The sequence below is a fragment of the Candidatus Nitrosopumilus sp. genome (assembly GCF_028278985.1).
Taxonomy (GTDB): domain Archaea; phylum Thermoproteota; class Nitrososphaeria; order Nitrososphaerales; family Nitrosopumilaceae; genus Nitrosopumilus.
This window is the reverse complement of record NZ_JANQTA010000017.1, coordinates 1-13,457: the sequence shown is the minus strand read 5'-3', so window position 1 is coordinate 13,457 and position 13,457 is coordinate 1. Positions and strand designations below refer to the sequence as shown.

The following is a 13,457-nucleotide window of genomic DNA, read 5'->3' as shown; positions in this document are numbered from 1 at the left end:
CTATTTCTCTATTCAATCATGAATAAAAATCTGAATCTAGATGTATCTGAAGATTGTAGGTTTGTCTGATTTTGGAAGATCAGAAACTAGTGCAAAATTGTACAAAGGATATTGTTTTTTGTATTGTTTCATAAAACTCCATGCTACATCATGTGTTTTGAATTCTGTTCTAATTCCGTCAATCTCACTTTTTTTACCATATACATCAAAAACTACTACCGAGTATTTCTTTGGACGATTGTGAGGCTTTGCCTTTAGTAGCCATGCTAGTGCAAATATGAATACTGAACCTAGAATTACATATTCGCCTGCAATCTTGAAAAAGTCTAATACGATATTTGGGATGGTCTGACCAAATAACACTGCTACAAAATTTGAAAATGAAATGACTGCTAGTGCTGTAAAGATGTATGTTTTCCAATCAAATAATTTTTGAAAACTCATTACAGACCGCTTTTACTAAAGTCTGTTTTCTTTTAACTATTTCCTATGATTGGCAAGATTAGAAATTACTAATCTGGATCTTCGTAGTTTTCTTTTTTGGCTCCGCTAGAAGTATTTTCTTCCATTGGTTTCATTTTGCTTTCAAGAACATCCATTCTTGCCCTGTAACCTTCTGCGTATTCCAATTCAGATGGAACTAATGTTGCAGGATGGATGAATCCTTGACTTCTAATGGCCATTGCTTTCTCTGTAGCTTTTTCTCTGATTAGATCCCAATCAGGTGTTGAGAATCCGTCAAATGGACCTGTGAATTTTCCATTGTGCATACTAAAGACTAGTGCTTCTACAATTGGAATACAAAAGTTGATTGTTGCTGCAGAGTTTAGTTTTACAGGCATTAATGGCATATTGTGACTTCCTCTAGTGTTTCCTGCAACATAGTGTGGATTGTTAAATACACTTCCTACTTCTTCAGTTGCTGGGAATCTCTTTTGTGTTCTTACAAGGCAAATTGGATCGTCTTTACCAACATATGTTCCAGCAATGTTGTGCAGTCTATCTGTAGATGCTGCAAGAATTGGCTCTCCATCTTTAGTTGTAACGGAGTCAACAACATATCTTCCTGGGTACATTAGTGCTGCTTCAATTGTTGGTTTGTCTTGCCATAGTTCCAATTCTGCAATCTGTGCTTTTTCTACATCCATGATGTTGATCTTAACACCTTCTGCAAGATTCTTGTTTACAATTAGTCCTGTATTACTTAATGCATCTACAAACATTCTGTAAATTGGATAGTTGAATGCACCTGGTTCTGTTTTATCTGCTGCAAAAACTGTAAATGCTTCGTTTGGTCTTTCTTCGAATTCCATTTCTGCAACTCCTGGACCCATTCCTTTTACGTTTCCAGAAAATGAATCTCTAAGCAAGTCTTGTCCTGCTCCGTAAAGTCCTTCATCTTTTGCAACTTGAGTTCCTGCCATAAATGCGTCCCAAGCTAGCTTGTGAATTTTTTCATTATCTACTCCATGAGTATGAGACATTACAATGTGAGTGTCATCTCCACAATAGCCAATGTAATAATCGATTAGCAAATCTGCTGAGTTTTTGATGGTATTTCTAATTGCGTCTAATAGTCCATCACTTGGTTTTGTATGACCGCCAACTCCTCCGACGTCGGCTTTGATAACTGATACAGTAATTTTCATAATTTCCAATTTTCTCCCTTTGATTTATGTGTAATTTCCAAAGTCTTCTGATCTAAAAATAATTGAAAAAAATTGAAGATTTTTTCAAAAATTCATAACAGTAATAAATAACATCCAATAGGCCTTTGATATGGCAGATAAACCACACTTGAACCTGATTGTTACAGGTCATATTGATAATGGAAAATCAACAACTATGGGTCATTTCTTGATGGATCTTGGTGTTGTAGATGAAAGAACAATTGCAGCACATGCATCCGAATCCGAGAAGACCGGAAAAGGTGATACTTTCAAGTATGCATGGGTTATGGATAACATTAAGGATGAAAGAGAGAGAGGTATTACAATCGATCTTGCATTCCAAAAGTTTGAGTCACCAAAGTACTTCTTTACTTTGATTGACGCTCCTGGTCACAGGGACTTTATTAAAAACATGATTACTGGTGCTTCTGAAGCAGATGCAGCAGTCTTAGTACTTTCAGCAAAAGAAGGTGAAACCGACACAGCAATTGCTGCTGGTGGTCAAGCAAGAGAACATGCTTTCTTGTTAAAAACACTCGGTGTTAACCAACTAATCGTTGCTATCAACAAAATGGATGACAGCAACTATTCTGAAGACGCATTCAAACTTGCCAAAGAAAAAGGTGAGAAATTAGTAAAATCTGTAGGTTACAAACTAGAAAATGTACCATTCATTCCAGTTTCTGGATGGAAAGGTGACAACTTAGTTAAAAAATCTGAAAACATGGGTTGGTATTCTGGTAAAACACTACTTGAAGCATTTGATGACTTTACAGTAGCAGAAAAACCAGTAGGAAAACCACTTCGTGTTCCAATCCAAGACGTTTACACTATCACAGGTGTTGGTACTGTTCCAGTAGGAAGAGTTGAGACAGGAACTATGAAAGCAGGTGACAAAATTGTTGTAATGCCTTCTGGTGCTCCTGGTGAAATCAAATCTATTGAAACTCACCATACTGAAATGCCATCTGCAGAAGCAGGTGATAACATTGGTTTCAACCTTAGAGGTGTTGAAAAGAAAGACATCAAGAGAGGAGATGTTCTCGGAACTCCTGATGCTCCACCAAATGTAGCAAAAGAATTCAAAGCTCAAATTATTGTAATTCACCACCCAACAGCAATTGCTCCTGGTTACACTCCAGTAATGCACGCACACACTGCACAAGTTGCAGCAACTGTTACTGAGTTCTTGCAAAAGATCAACCCAGCAACTGGTGCTGTTGAGGAAGAAAATCCAAAATTCCTCAAAGTTGGTGACTCTGCAATTGTCAAAATTAGACCGGTGAGACCAACTCCAATTGAAACATTCCAGGAATTCCCTGAAATGGGTAGATTTGCACTAAGAGATATGGGTGCAACTATCGCAGCTGGAATCGTTAAGGAAATTACCGAAGAGTACAAACCATAGGCGGATTTTCATGACACAAACCGCCCGTGTAAAACTCACCTCAACCAGTTTACCAAAATTAGATGGTGTTTGTGGTGAAATCATGGGTATAGGAAAAAAAACCGGTGTCAAAGTTAAAGGCCCAACTCCACTTCCTGTTAAACGACTACATGTTGCAACTAGAAAATCACCATGTGGAAATGGAACGGAAACTTATGAGAAATGGGAAATGAAAATGCATAGAAGAATAATTAACATTAACGCTGATGATAAGGCAATTAGACAACTAATGAGACTAAAAATTCCTGATGATGTCTACATTGAATTATCTCTAACATAATCTGGTATCCTTAAATTATAGAAATTTTGATGATAAACATGGCTGAAGAAACTTTTGATTCAATGGAAGAAAACACCACTGAAACTTTTGAAGTGCACTATGCATGCCTTAGATGTGGAACTATAGTTTCCAACACTGAATTATCCAGACTTCCAGAAATCAAATGTATTTGTGGATTTAGAGTCTTTACCAAAGTAAGACCACCAGTTGTAAAAACTGTAAAAGCTATCTAGTTATCTGTCTTTTTTGTAACTGTGCTCTCTTTGTAAATGCGTTCTCATATCTTCCATATTTGAAAAATATTTGTTGCATTCTTTACAATCATACTTCAAATCTTTTCCATGAACAATTTGTTTATGATTCATCAGTTCTTCTTCTTTTGAAAATTTCTTTTCACAAATTTCACATTTGATTTTTTTTAAAAATCCCAATTTATCCAAATTCTGCTTTTTTCTCATCCCAGCAGTTTCTGCATAACTGTCCTTCTATTTTCCAATGACCTTTCGGATTGTATCTGATTAATCCCATTTTACCACCGCATAATGCACAAAAATTTTTCTTTTTACCATGGGTTTCTTCTTTTTTGTCAAAACATTCCTTGCACAATAGACCTTCCATATCCCACTGCCATCTTGGTTCCCAAAGATCAGTAATTTTTTTGGTTGTTCCACATACTACACATGGTTGCCTTACTTTTCCTTCGTAGAATTCTTTTTGTTTGTCAAAATGACAATCTCCGCATAAAGGACCTTTGATGTTCCATTCTCTTTTTGGTTTATGCTTGTGAGTAAGTTCTTTGTTGCATATTGTGCAAATTGCAGGTTTTTTACTAAACAGTCCCATTGTTGATCTCCTATAGATTGATTATTCTATAAATGTAAACAAAATAAAAATGAAAATAACAAAAAGTGATTACTCTTTTAGGATTTTCTCAAGAGCTTGGCTTGCGTTGAGCATACCGTTTCTCTTGGCAAATTCTTCGATCATTTTGTATTGTTCTTGTGTAAAACATACTGGCATTGAACGTCTTTCCATGTGAATAGTTGTGATGCTTTCCTAATATCCTTTACTCTGGGAAACCTATTTCAAACCAATCTCTTAATCAAACTTGTGGCAAAAAAACGACAAATTTTGGTAATTGGAAATAATACAAATGGTTGCACTCCAGAACATGAAAAAATTGCTTATGAAATTGGATCTGAAATTGCAAAATCGGGCTCTGTTTTGATCACAGGTGGATTAGGTGGAATAATGACTGCTGCTTCCCATGGATCTCATGATGCAAATGGATTGAGTATTGGTATAATCCCTCAAGATGATGCAACTTTGGCAAATGAATATTGTGATATTGTAATTCCTACTGGAATGGGGTTGACAAGAGATTTTCTAAATGCATTGAGTGCTGATGGTATAATTATAGTTGGAGGAGGTTCTGGAACTCTATCTGAAACATGTGCAGCATACATGCACAAGAAACCTATGGTTGCAATGAGAAATCTTGGAGGTTCTGTTGAACAATACATTGATGGTTATCTTGATCATCGAGAAAATGTCAAAATCCTTGGAGCAGATACTCCTAAAGAAGCTGTAGAAAAAATTTTAGAATTAATTTCTTAAGACTCTAGTTCTCTAAAAATACTATCTCGCTTTTTCTGTAAATTTCTAATATTTCGCACTAGTCTACTCTTTGTTTCATTAATCCAATCTTCATCAGTTTTATTATCTCTGAGTAGTTTGTTGATTATATCTTTATGATCTTCTAGTTTTTTTATACGGAATTCCGTCTCTGTTAATGCTATTTTTAGCGCTTCAATATCTTTTTCAAAATCCAAACCACTAATTCCTATTGCATTGATATGAGAAGTGGGTCTGGTTTGTAAAATTCACCGTGTTCTGCAGCCAGTTTGTTTAATTCATTTACAATATTTTTAATTCCAATCTTTTTTGCAGTTTCAAATAGAGGTTTTTTCAATCCTAATCCTAACTGTGCTGCCTTTTCAATTTCTTCAATATCGCTTGCACCGTTACTTACAAGCCATGCAGCATTGTTAATGATATTTGCAACAAGTTGTATTGGATTACATTTTTCTGCTAATTCTTCAGACAGCGTAACTCTTTCATATTTGTCATCTGAATATTTGTAATATCCTTCACCTGATTTTTGCCCAAGTTTCTTTTCATCGAACATTTTTTCAACAAGTGAATGTGGATTGATGACTTTTTTGTCTCGCAGATGCATTTCTACTGTTGCCTTGTGAATTACATCCATTCCAGTAAAGTCGGCTAATTCAAAAATTCCCATTGGAAAACCTAGTTTGAATTTTACAGCTGAATCTATTTCCTCAAGTGATGCACCTGTTCTATCTTTAACAAAACATGCTTCGTGAACCATTGGTATGAAAAGTCTGTTAATGATAAATCCTGGAACATCTTTTCTACAGAGAACTGCCTGTTTGTTTACTGATTTAACATATTCTTGAGTTAGTTCTGTAATCTCAGAAGATGTTTTTTCTCCTGGAATAACTTCTACTAGTTTCATTAATTGTGGTGGATTGAAGAAATGAATTCCAATAAATTTTTCTGGACGTGATGTTGTGTTTGCAATTTCTGTGATTGGTAATGTGCTTGTGTTTGATGCAAAGATTACTTTAGGATCTGCTACTTTATCTAACTCAGCATACACTTTTTTCTTTAAATCCATAATTTCTGGAACTACTTCAATTACTAATTCTGCATCTTTTACTGCTTCACTCAAATCAACAATTGGAGTGATTCTTCCAAAAATTGCATCTCCTTCTTCTTTGGAAATCTTTTCTTTTGTGACTAGCTTATCTAAACTCCATCTAATTTTCTCCATTGCTTTATCCAAAAACCCTTGTTCGATATCTCTGAGAACTACGTTGTAGCCTGCTGTTGCAGAAACCTGAGCAATACCGTGACCCATGACTCCTGAACCTAAAACTGTGATATTCTTAATTGACATATTTTCGAAATCCCTAGTATCCTTTATAATGTATTTCAAATTTTTAGCAAAATATGGGTTTGTTCAAACGTAAGGACAAAGAAAATCAAACCAAATGTGAAACATGTGGTACTGAACTACATGATCCTGAAAGACTAAAGCGTCATATGAAAAAAGCCCATGGAAATGTTCCTGCAAAGAAACTTGATCCTAATGCTGGTGATGGGGGAACATGGTAACATGGAACTAACCTCTGGTCAAAAAGGTGGTCTGATATTTGGTGGTGCAATTGTGATTGCAGGTATTGTACTTTCTACACTTGTGTTCCCATTTTGGAATTTAATCCGTGAGGATGTCTATGAGGAAGTAACAATTTTAGCAAATCAAGATGGAATTTGTTATGTTGAAACAGAAGATAATGTTCCTAAAACAATTGAAGATTGTACAAAAAATGTTGGTGACATTGTAACAATCAAGTTTGGACGTGATTTAGCATGGGCAACTATTGTTGAACCATGAAATAATTTATTATCGTAAAAATTCTCAATAAATTATGGAAACTGTATTTTCTAAAATCATTGCTGGTGATATTCCTGCAAAAATTCTCAAAGAAACAGAACACTCTTTAGCTTTTCTTGATGCTTTTCCTCTTACAAAGGGGCACACTCTTGTTATCCCAAAGAATCCTCGAGAAAAAATCCAAGACTTGACAGATGAAGAAAACAAGGACTTGTTTTCACTTGTTCATATCATGGCCTCAAAGATTGATTCTATTTCAGGTGCTACTCTGATTGCAATTCATAACGGAAAAGAAGCAGGACAAGAAATTCCACATGTACATGTACATATAATTCCTAGAAGTTCTAGTGATGGAGCTGGTCCAATCCATAGTATGTTTAATTCTTCTAAACTATCTGAATTGGAAATTGAAGAAATTTACAACAAACTAAAAGACTAGTTTCAATAAGGGTATAGTCTTTCTTTGGAATCTGTATCTTCTACAATTATTGCTTTAGTTGGACATGTTTCTGCGGCGTTCATGATTTTATTTACTCCTGCTCCTTTTTGATTAATTACAGATGATTTTGGATTAAATTTTCCTTCCTTGTCAATCTGAAATACTTCTGGTGCAATTATTTCACAACTACAGCACCCAATGCATAAACTCTTGTCAACATCTACGAAAAGATTTGGTTGTCTCTTTGGTTCTTTTGCTTTATCAAATTCTCCATTTTTTCCATCAGCTCTTATTCTTGCATTGTAATCTTCCCAAAACTTTTTTTCATATTCTTTCCAAAAATCAGGATCTCCTTCTTCAAATTCTCTGGTATATTTTCCCCAATCTTGCTCAGGGATCTTTTCATCTTCAGGTGCTCCCCATTGTGGCTTTCGCTTAAAATTGGTTTTTGTCTTGGATTCAGTATTGGTGTAAGTTTGGGGTTCTTTCTGATTTTTGTTATCTTTTAGAAAATTGTAAGCCTCGGTAATTTTTTTAAATTCTTCATCTTTACTTTTATCCTTGGTTTTATCTGGGTGAACTTCTAGGGCTAATTTTCTGTACGCTGCTTTGATCTCATTTTGTGATGAATTTGGACTCACATTCAAAACACGTTGAGCTTGGTATTTGTTCACAAAATTTACTATCTTTCATATTTTAAAAATAATTGCATATCTTGTAGGTGGTTTATTCTAGGATTTTTTCACAATCTTGAGTCCATGCAGGTTCTACAATACACAAGAATTTCAATAGTTCAGAACCTGTATTCTTAATTTTTTGCTCCGCATTAGGGGACACATAAACTGAATCATCTTTTTTAATTTCAAATTCTTCCTTGTCCATGACAAATGTCCCATTTCCTTCTAGAATGTAATAGATTTCTGATGATGTCAATTTATGTAATTTTGTTTCTTTATTTGATTCAAGTGAGAAATGGGCAATACTGTATGAAATCCCGTTAAGTGTGTTATGTGGGTGAAAATATTGCTTGACGGTAGTTCCTTCGTATCCTTCAACTGTTTGAATTTCAGAATTTCTTAGAAGTGTCATGTTTAGATTAATTCTGAAACCTTTGATTTAAAATCAGACTCATACCATGCAGTTTTGTATTCTGCATTCTTTTTTGGTAGTATGTTGATTGCAATATGTGCAAATTCCTTCTTTTTGTCAATAGAGCCATGTGTGTGAAGAACCTTGGCTGGAATGTGTACGATGTCTCCTTCTTTAAGAGTGATTTTTTTAGTTCTTTTAATTTTGAAGTCTTTTTTCTTACTACCAAACCGTCTAAAAATTTCCAAACTCCCAATACCTTTTGTTGCAATGAGAACTTGATTTCCATTATGGGAATGAAGTTTTGTTCTGGAACCTTTTTCAAAATGAACATGGTAAATGTCTTGATCTTTTGATTTAATTTTCTCAGATAATACTTTCATCCATGTTTTGCCTGTAAACCAATTTGGATTTACTTTTCTTTGATCTCCTTTACCGATAATGTTTGTTTTTTCCATTTAGATTCTTCCTAAAATTTTCTTTTTCTTTGCTTGAAATTCTTTTTCAGTAATTACACCTGATTTTCTCAGCTTTCCTAATTTTTCTAATGTTGCTAAATCTTCATCAACATTTGATGTGATTTTTTTTGCAGCAGTAATACTCTCATTGATTTTCTTTGTTCCTCTTTTTTGTAATGCCATTCTTTCTTTCTTTGCTTGACTACGTAATTCTTTACTGGTCTTTGCTGCTTGTTTTGCAGTCATTTCGCCAAATTCAACTGCGTCATCTAAAACTTCGTCTGCTTTTTTTACGCCATCTTGAATTGCTTTGTCTGCGCGTTTGAGGAATTTGTCAATATATCCTCCTTTTCTTGGTACTGCCATATTTTGTAATTTTTTTCAAATCTATTATTTCTTTCCTACTGAATTGGTTTAATAGCAAGAAATGTGTATTTTGTTTAGTTTTGAAAGAGTCAAAATATGATATTAAAACAATTGTTCTCAGAAAAAATATTGATGAAAATGAAGCAATGGAGATTATTGAACAAAAGAAAACTACTCCCTTCAAATCTCTCCTATCAAGACCAAAAAAAGAACAAGTTCACATTCACTCTCTAAAATTGTATCATGAATGCATTTTGGCAGTTTCTGGAAAATATGTGGCAGATTACTATAGGAAAGCAACACATACCATTTCTGTAGGATATAATATCAAAGACGTAGTTTTGGGAGGTGGAATTTTCCCTGTTCGCTCAAAATCTGGATTTGCAAAATCTTTGGCAGGAAAACGTGGAAAAAATAAGATTGACATAAAATTAGAGGAACATGTTTTTGTTGAAGAAGAAGATGAAATCTTTTTCGATCATCATGGACGAGAAATAAAATTCCCTTTCAAAATTAATTCCAAGACAATAGAGAATTATCCAAAAAAAATTCTTGAACAAAATAGCCAAAATGTCAAAAAACCTGAAATTACCATTGATGCTGCTTTGGGGAAACTCCAATCTCAATTAAAAAAACCTCTAGAAACCGATGTTCGTGATTTATCTGACGAATTTATCTTACGAGAGATTTCAGAAATCTATGTTCCAATTTTTGAGGCAAGATTGATTGGCCCAAAAAAGAAGGTAGGAATTATTCGAATAGATTCTGTTAGAAAGAAGATTTTGTAATTTTAATTATAATCGAACAATTTTTCTGAATTCATCATTAGAGTGCAGTTTATCAAAAATAGGTTCTTCTTTTGCCCATGCTCTAATTACTTTACCATTTTTTGACACTGCTTGCTTTAGTAATTCCAACGCTTGTGGATATTGCTCTAATGCTGCTTTGCTTCTTGATTTTGCATAGATGATGTTTACATTGTCTTTGTGTTTTTCTAAGATTTTATCAAATATTTCAATGGCTTTTTCATGCCTTTCTAATTCTGCTAATTCTATCCCTTTATGGAAAAATGCGTCCAGATTACTGGGTTGTTTTTTGTATACATTTTCAAAACAATTTAGTGCTTCCTCGTGTTTTTTCATCTTCCCTAAAACAATTCCTTTGTAAAATAATGCATTAGATTTTTTAGAATCCATTGAAATTGCCTTGTCCAAAAATTCTATGGCTTCTTCTCTGTCTTGTAATTTATCTAAAAGAACCCCTTTGTTGAAATAGGATGCTGCATGCTTTGGGTCATATTCAATTGCCTTGTCATAACACTCATTTGCATCTTGAATGTTCCCCATTTCTGCTAGTGCAATTCCTTTGTTGTTAAATGCCTGTGCATCATTTGGTTTGATTTCTAATAATCTATCAAAAGTGGTAACAGCGTCACTGTACTTTTTAATTTGATTTTGGGCTAATCCTTTTTTGTATAGAGCTTCTGTGTTTTCTGGTTCTTGTTTGAGAACTTTGTTAAATAATGAAATGGCTGCTTTGGGCTGATTTTTTTCTATCATACCCATTGCATGATACATCAAATCTTCTGGTTTTTCTTTAGAACCAAATAATCCCATATTCTCACCAAAATTGCATATCTAATGAAAGTTTAGGTTTCTACAAAGATTTGAATTTCTTGATTGCTTCTTTTGCTAATTCTTCTTGCTCTTCTGCTGATGTGTCTGTTGGATCATCAGTTGCATAGGCTTCTTTTTCTTCTTTCTTTTCCATATCTGTATCAAAGTGTAATTTTATAAAAATCTGATTTTTTCCAAATAGGATCCTTATTTGGGCTCATTTTTCCGTGATTTCTATAAGCACAAATCCCTAACACCTTGTGAAGTCAAATGAATTACTGTAATGATAGACATGAACATAAGTACGAAATCACATACAAACCAGCAAAAACTGGAGCACATTCACCAAAATGGATGGTTTGTAATTGGTGCTATGAACAAAAAGACTACTTTGGAAATCCTGATGAAATAGAATCAATTGCTCAACTTGCATCTTGAGATTCAAAGATACGCTTAATTTCGTTAAGAAATGGGTTTGATTGTTGACTGATTCTGAGATTCAATTTCAAGCCGAAAAGGTCTTTGTTCATAGATGGCCTCATGATCCTCCCCTGTGGGGTGAAACAACCAAACAAGAGATGGATGAATCAATTAACAAAAATCCTGAAATGAAAAATATTCTTGTTTCTGAAAAATCAATAAAAATCCAAAATACTGTTTTTACAAATTTAAAAAAATAGGAATCTCTGTGCCCTTCTTTAAACCCGAATGCCGAATAATCTTTGAATCTCAATTTGGTGAATTTTTTGCCCATGTCCATATCACCCTAAAATCTGAAATTTACCTTGATGTTTTTAACAAAATGATAGAATGGCGAAAAATCAATTTTCCAGAAAATTCACAAAATTAGAAATTCTCTGATGCTAGGACAATTTTTTTGATATCTGCCTTTGAATGTGCATCTGAGATTGCTCCTAGTTTTCCTGGCAAAAAGAATATTCCATCATGAGCAATCATCTTAAAGTGATATTTTTGCAACATCTGAGTGTCACATTTTGAGACCTGAGTGGAATTGATAATTTCTGAAATTCCATTTTGAAGAAAATGCGTCATAAATAATGACCCTTTACCAGTAACTGCCACTTTGCCATCAAATGCCCTTGTGATTTCTTTTCTGGCCAAGTCTCCCAATGAATTAATTTTTGAGTAAATTGATTTTTTTGATTTTAAGGAATTCAGAGTGGCATATCCTGTCACCATTGAGGCTGGATTTGCTGAAAATGTTCCTCCTCCAACATATGACCTCTCAGATTTTTTCTTCCCTGTGGTATCTGCAAATTCCATGATTTCTTTTTTACCACACATCACTCCAATTGCCATTCCGCCTCCTACAATTTTTCCTAGAGTTACAATATCTGGGTCTAGTTTCATTGTGGGGTATAGACATCCATATCTGAATCTGAATCCTGTCACAATTTCATCAAGTATGAATAATGCATTATTTTTGTGAACAAATTCTTGTATCCCTTTAAGATAATCTGGCTTTGCCGGAATACATCCGCCTCCGCCCAGTACTGGTTCAATAATAACTCCGGCCAAATTCTTTGCATGTTTTTTCAGAATTTTCAAAGAGCCTTCTAAATCATTGTAAGGAATTGAGATAATTTTCTCCTCATTTACAACTCCACTGCTTTCTGATTCTGAAAACGGCCAGTTGACACTCTTCAAAAGATCAGATGTATATCCGTGCCATCCCCCATCGATTTTTGCAATAATTTTTTTTCCTGTTACAGAACGGGCCAGTCTAACAGCATACATTGTGGCTTCAGTCCCAGATGTGACATAACGAATTTTTTCAGCAACTGGAACAGCTTTAGAAATCATTTCAGAGAGTTTTACTGTTTGCTCATTCACAGTTCCATACATCCAGCTTTTCTCAATTTGTTTTTTCAAAGAATCTTTTACAACTTTTGGACCATGTCCCAAAATCAAACTCCAGTGACCCATCCAATAATCAGTATACTTGTTGTTATCAACATCAATCAAATTTTTTCCAAGTGATGATTTTACAACAAATGGATAAGGTTCATAAAATCTTATGTTATGACTTACCCCATTTACATGAAGCTTCGCAGACTTTGCAAAAATTTTTGCAGATGTCTTTGTCTTTTTCTTGTACTCTGAAATGAATTTGCTCAAAAGTAATTTTTCAAACAAATTCTACAATTTTAACTATCAAAATACTTGGAAAATTCAAGTATTTGGATGATTTTACTCTCAAATTTCCTTGGTTGAAAAAACTTGTAATTTTTACAAATTTTCTCTCGATCAGGCATAATTTCACGTATGGTTTATATGGATTCTACAATCTTCGGCTTCTGCATACGTAACGCAATAGGCGGCGCTTGTGATGAAGTGTGGCAATATGCCATTTTGTGATTCATGGGCCTCCAGTTACGCATACAAAAATGAGGATTTGATCAAGTGATCAATATCTGAGATGTGAAGATTATGTGCATCCGTCAATTCCAATATTAAGTACAAAAGTACTTCAATAATCAAAATCAAAATTTCAGAATCCGGTTGATCCTGCCGGACCTGACTGCTATCGGATTGATACTAAGCCATGCGAGTCATTGTAGTAATACAAGGCAGACGGCTCAGTAACGCG

Annotated in this window: 23 protein-coding genes and 1 rRNA gene; 11 read left to right on the top strand and 13 right to left on the bottom strand. The window is 34.3% G+C overall.

Features of this window, described 5'->3' with window-relative positions; all coding sequences use genetic code 11:
• Positions 1–36 precede the first annotated feature (36 nt).
• Positions 37–444 carry a hypothetical protein gene (locus tag Q0941_RS05315; RefSeq protein WP_299292061.1) on the bottom strand — a complete coding sequence of 136 codons (408 nt, stop codon included), beginning with the start codon at positions 442–444 and terminating at the stop codon, positions 37–39.
• A 68-nt stretch (positions 445–512) separates the two neighbouring features.
• Positions 513–1,649 (bottom strand): fructose-1,6-bisphosphate aldolase/phosphatase, encoded by a 1,137-nt coding sequence (fbp, locus tag Q0941_RS05310; RefSeq protein ID WP_299292060.1) that lies wholly within the window; start codon positions 1,647–1,649, stop codon positions 513–515.
• Positions 1,650–1,779: 130 nt separating this feature from the next.
• On the opposite strand from fbp, the gene tuf reads away from it, so the two are divergent.
• From tuf to Q0941_RS05295, 3 genes are read left to right on the top strand one after another with little or no spacing between them, the layout of a single operon-like run.
• Positions 1,780–3,078, top strand: a complete 1,299-nt coding sequence (gene tuf, locus Q0941_RS05305; RefSeq protein WP_299292059.1) for a translation elongation factor EF-1 subunit alpha — start codon at positions 1,780–1,782, stop codon at positions 3,076–3,078.
• A gap of 10 nt (positions 3,079–3,088) precedes the next feature.
• The gene (gene rpsJ, locus Q0941_RS05300) at positions 3,089–3,397 is read left to right on the top strand and encodes a 30S ribosomal protein S10 (RefSeq protein ID WP_012215416.1); all 309 of its coding nucleotides are present in this window, start codon (positions 3,089–3,091) and stop codon (positions 3,395–3,397) included.
• A 29-nt stretch (positions 3,398–3,426) separates the two neighbouring features.
• Positions 3,427–3,630, top strand: a complete 204-nt coding sequence (locus Q0941_RS05295; protein WP_367277473.1) for an RNA polymerase Rbp10 — start codon at positions 3,427–3,429, stop codon at positions 3,628–3,630.
• On the opposite strand, the gene Q0941_RS05290 is transcribed toward Q0941_RS05295, so the two are convergent.
• From Q0941_RS05290 to Q0941_RS05280, 3 genes are all read right to left on the bottom strand, one after another.
• Entirely contained in the window at positions 3,631–3,828 is a 198-nt protein-coding gene (locus Q0941_RS05290) for a C2H2-type zinc finger protein (RefSeq protein ID WP_299292057.1), read from the bottom strand.
• A 1-nt stretch (position 3,829) separates the two neighbouring features.
• Positions 3,830–4,240, bottom strand: coding sequence for a hypothetical protein (locus Q0941_RS05285; RefSeq protein WP_299292056.1), 411 nt, complete (start codon positions 4,238–4,240; stop codon positions 3,830–3,832).
• A gap of 69 nt (positions 4,241–4,309) precedes the next feature.
• Positions 4,310–4,432: a hypothetical protein gene (locus Q0941_RS05280; protein ID WP_299292055.1), complete on the bottom strand. Its 123-nt coding sequence runs from the start codon at positions 4,430–4,432 to the stop codon at positions 4,310–4,312.
• A 75-nt stretch (positions 4,433–4,507) separates the two neighbouring features.
• On the opposite strand from Q0941_RS05280, the gene Q0941_RS05275 reads away from it, so the two are divergent.
• A complete protein-coding gene (locus Q0941_RS05275; RefSeq protein ID WP_299292053.1) occupies positions 4,508–5,014 on the top strand; it encodes a TIGR00725 family protein in 507 nt (168 codons plus the stop codon).
• Here Q0941_RS05275 and Q0941_RS05270 read toward each other — a convergent pair.
• Together Q0941_RS05270 and Q0941_RS05265 are read right to left on the bottom strand one after the other, a co-directional pair.
• Positions 5,011–5,229, bottom strand: coding sequence for a hypothetical protein (locus Q0941_RS05270; RefSeq protein ID WP_299292051.1), 219 nt, complete (start codon positions 5,227–5,229; stop codon positions 5,011–5,013). The genes Q0941_RS05275 and Q0941_RS05270 overlap by 4 nt on opposite strands.
• Before the next feature lie 11 nt (positions 5,230–5,240).
• Entirely contained in the window at positions 5,241–6,380 is a 1,140-nt protein-coding gene (locus Q0941_RS05265; RefSeq protein ID WP_299292049.1) for a 3-hydroxyacyl-CoA dehydrogenase, read from the bottom strand.
• Positions 6,381–6,433: 53 nt separating this feature from the next.
• Here Q0941_RS05265 and Q0941_RS05260 point away from each other — a divergent pair, with 53 nt between their 5' ends.
• The 3 genes from Q0941_RS05260 to Q0941_RS05250 are packed head-to-tail and all read left to right on the top strand — an operon-like array spanning position 6,434 to position 7,317.
• The gene (locus Q0941_RS05260; RefSeq protein WP_299292047.1) at positions 6,434–6,598 is read left to right on the top strand and encodes a hypothetical protein; all 165 of its coding nucleotides are present in this window, start codon (positions 6,434–6,436) and stop codon (positions 6,596–6,598) included.
• Between the two features lies 1 nt (position 6,599).
• Positions 6,600–6,878, top strand: a complete 279-nt coding sequence (locus Q0941_RS05255; RefSeq protein WP_299292045.1) for a hypothetical protein — start codon at positions 6,600–6,602, stop codon at positions 6,876–6,878.
• Positions 6,879–6,912: 34 nt separating this feature from the next.
• Complete coding sequence (locus Q0941_RS05250) at positions 6,913–7,317, top strand: HIT family protein (protein ID WP_299292044.1); 405 nt, start codon at positions 6,913–6,915, stop codon at positions 7,315–7,317.
• Between the two features lie 2 nt (positions 7,318–7,319).
• On the opposite strand, the gene Q0941_RS05245 is transcribed toward Q0941_RS05250, so the two are convergent.
• From Q0941_RS05245 to Q0941_RS05230, 4 genes are read right to left on the bottom strand one after another with little or no spacing between them, the layout of a single operon-like run.
• On the bottom strand, positions 7,320–7,991 hold the full coding sequence (locus tag Q0941_RS05245; RefSeq protein WP_299292043.1) for a DnaJ domain-containing protein: 672 nt from the start codon (positions 7,989–7,991) through the stop codon (positions 7,320–7,322).
• 52 nt (positions 7,992–8,043) lie between these two features.
• On the bottom strand, positions 8,044–8,406 hold the full coding sequence (locus tag Q0941_RS05240) for a cupin domain-containing protein (protein ID WP_299292042.1): 363 nt from the start codon (positions 8,404–8,406) through the stop codon (positions 8,044–8,046).
• A 2-nt stretch (positions 8,407–8,408) separates the two neighbouring features.
• Complete coding sequence (locus Q0941_RS05235; RefSeq protein WP_299292041.1) at positions 8,409–8,864, bottom strand: cupin domain-containing protein; 456 nt, start codon at positions 8,862–8,864, stop codon at positions 8,409–8,411.
• On the bottom strand, positions 8,865–9,230 hold the full coding sequence (locus Q0941_RS05230; RefSeq protein ID WP_299292040.1) for an SHOCT domain-containing protein: 366 nt from the start codon (positions 9,228–9,230) through the stop codon (positions 8,865–8,867). It lies immediately after the preceding gene.
• A gap of 80 nt (positions 9,231–9,310) precedes the next feature.
• On the opposite strand from Q0941_RS05230, the gene Q0941_RS05225 reads away from it, so the two are divergent.
• Positions 9,311–10,018, top strand: coding sequence for a hypothetical protein (locus tag Q0941_RS05225; protein ID WP_299292039.1), 708 nt, complete (start codon positions 9,311–9,313; stop codon positions 10,016–10,018).
• A 6-nt stretch (positions 10,019–10,024) separates the two neighbouring features.
• Here Q0941_RS05225 and Q0941_RS05220 read toward each other — a convergent pair whose 3' ends face one another.
• A complete protein-coding gene (locus Q0941_RS05220) occupies positions 10,025–10,846 on the bottom strand; it encodes a tetratricopeptide repeat protein (RefSeq protein ID WP_299292038.1) in 822 nt (273 codons plus the stop codon).
• 270 nt (positions 10,847–11,116) lie between these two features.
• Here Q0941_RS05220 and Q0941_RS05215 point away from each other — a divergent pair, with 270 nt between their 5' ends.
• Entirely contained in the window at positions 11,117–11,284 is a 168-nt protein-coding gene (locus Q0941_RS05215) for a hypothetical protein (protein WP_299292037.1), read from the top strand.
• A gap of 44 nt (positions 11,285–11,328) precedes the next feature.
• Positions 11,329–11,526, top strand: coding sequence for a hypothetical protein (locus Q0941_RS05210; protein WP_299292036.1), 198 nt, complete (start codon positions 11,329–11,331; stop codon positions 11,524–11,526).
• 166 nt (positions 11,527–11,692) lie between these two features.
• Here the strand turns inward: Q0941_RS05210 and Q0941_RS05205 are convergent, their stop codons facing one another.
• Complete coding sequence (locus Q0941_RS05205) at positions 11,693–12,985, bottom strand: aminotransferase class III-fold pyridoxal phosphate-dependent enzyme (protein WP_299292035.1); 1,293 nt, start codon at positions 12,983–12,985, stop codon at positions 11,693–11,695.
• A gap of 377 nt (positions 12,986–13,362) precedes the next feature.
• On the opposite strand from Q0941_RS05205, the gene Q0941_RS05200 reads away from it, so the two are divergent.
• Positions 13,363–13,457: ribosomal RNA gene (locus Q0941_RS05200) — 16S ribosomal RNA — on the top strand; the annotation flags it as partial.

What these genes read in the sequence shown, in the direction of transcription:
- Q0941_RS05265 (WP_299292049.1), bottom strand. Translation starts at nt 6,380, where the DNA reads ATGTCAATTAAGAATATCACAGTTTTAGGTTCAGGAGTCATGGGTCAC.
- Q0941_RS05240 (WP_299292042.1), bottom strand. Translation starts at nt 8,406, where the DNA reads ATGACACTTCTAAGAAATTCTGAAATTCAAACAGTTGAAGGATACGAA.
- Q0941_RS05285 (WP_299292056.1), bottom strand. Translation starts at nt 4,240, where the DNA reads ATGGGACTGTTTAGTAAAAAACCTGCAATTTGCACAATATGCAACAAA.
- Q0941_RS05280 (WP_299292055.1), bottom strand. Translation starts at nt 4,432, where the DNA reads ATGGAAAGACGTTCAATGCCAGTATGTTTTACACAAGAACAATACAAA.
- tuf (WP_299292059.1), top strand. Translation starts at nt 1,780, where the DNA reads ATGGCAGATAAACCACACTTGAACCTGATTGTTACAGGTCATATTGAT.
- Q0941_RS05230 (WP_299292040.1), bottom strand. Translation starts at nt 9,230, where the DNA reads ATGGCAGTACCAAGAAAAGGAGGATATATTGACAAATTCCTCAAACGC.
- Q0941_RS05295 (WP_367277473.1), top strand. Translation starts at nt 3,427, where the DNA reads ATGATAAACATGGCTGAAGAAACTTTTGATTCAATGGAAGAAAACACC.
- Q0941_RS05235 (WP_299292041.1), bottom strand. Translation starts at nt 8,864, where the DNA reads ATGGAAAAAACAAACATTATCGGTAAAGGAGATCAAAGAAAAGTAAAT.
- rpsJ (WP_012215416.1), top strand. Translation starts at nt 3,089, where the DNA reads ATGACACAAACCGCCCGTGTAAAACTCACCTCAACCAGTTTACCAAAA.
- fbp (WP_299292060.1), bottom strand. Translation starts at nt 1,649, where the DNA reads ATGAAAATTACTGTATCAGTTATCAAAGCCGACGTCGGAGGAGTTGGC.
- Q0941_RS05215 (WP_299292037.1), top strand. Translation starts at nt 11,117, where the DNA reads ATGAATTACTGTAATGATAGACATGAACATAAGTACGAAATCACATAC.
- Q0941_RS05250 (WP_299292044.1), top strand. Translation starts at nt 6,913, where the DNA reads ATGGAAACTGTATTTTCTAAAATCATTGCTGGTGATATTCCTGCAAAA.
- Q0941_RS05255 (WP_299292045.1), top strand. Translation starts at nt 6,600, where the DNA reads ATGGAACTAACCTCTGGTCAAAAAGGTGGTCTGATATTTGGTGGTGCA.
- Q0941_RS05260 (WP_299292047.1), top strand. Translation starts at nt 6,434, where the DNA reads ATGGGTTTGTTCAAACGTAAGGACAAAGAAAATCAAACCAAATGTGAA.
- Q0941_RS05220 (WP_299292038.1), bottom strand. Translation starts at nt 10,846, where the DNA reads ATGGGATTATTTGGTTCTAAAGAAAAACCAGAAGATTTGATGTATCAT.
- Q0941_RS05315 (WP_299292061.1), bottom strand. Translation starts at nt 444, where the DNA reads ATGAGTTTTCAAAAATTATTTGATTGGAAAACATACATCTTTACAGCA.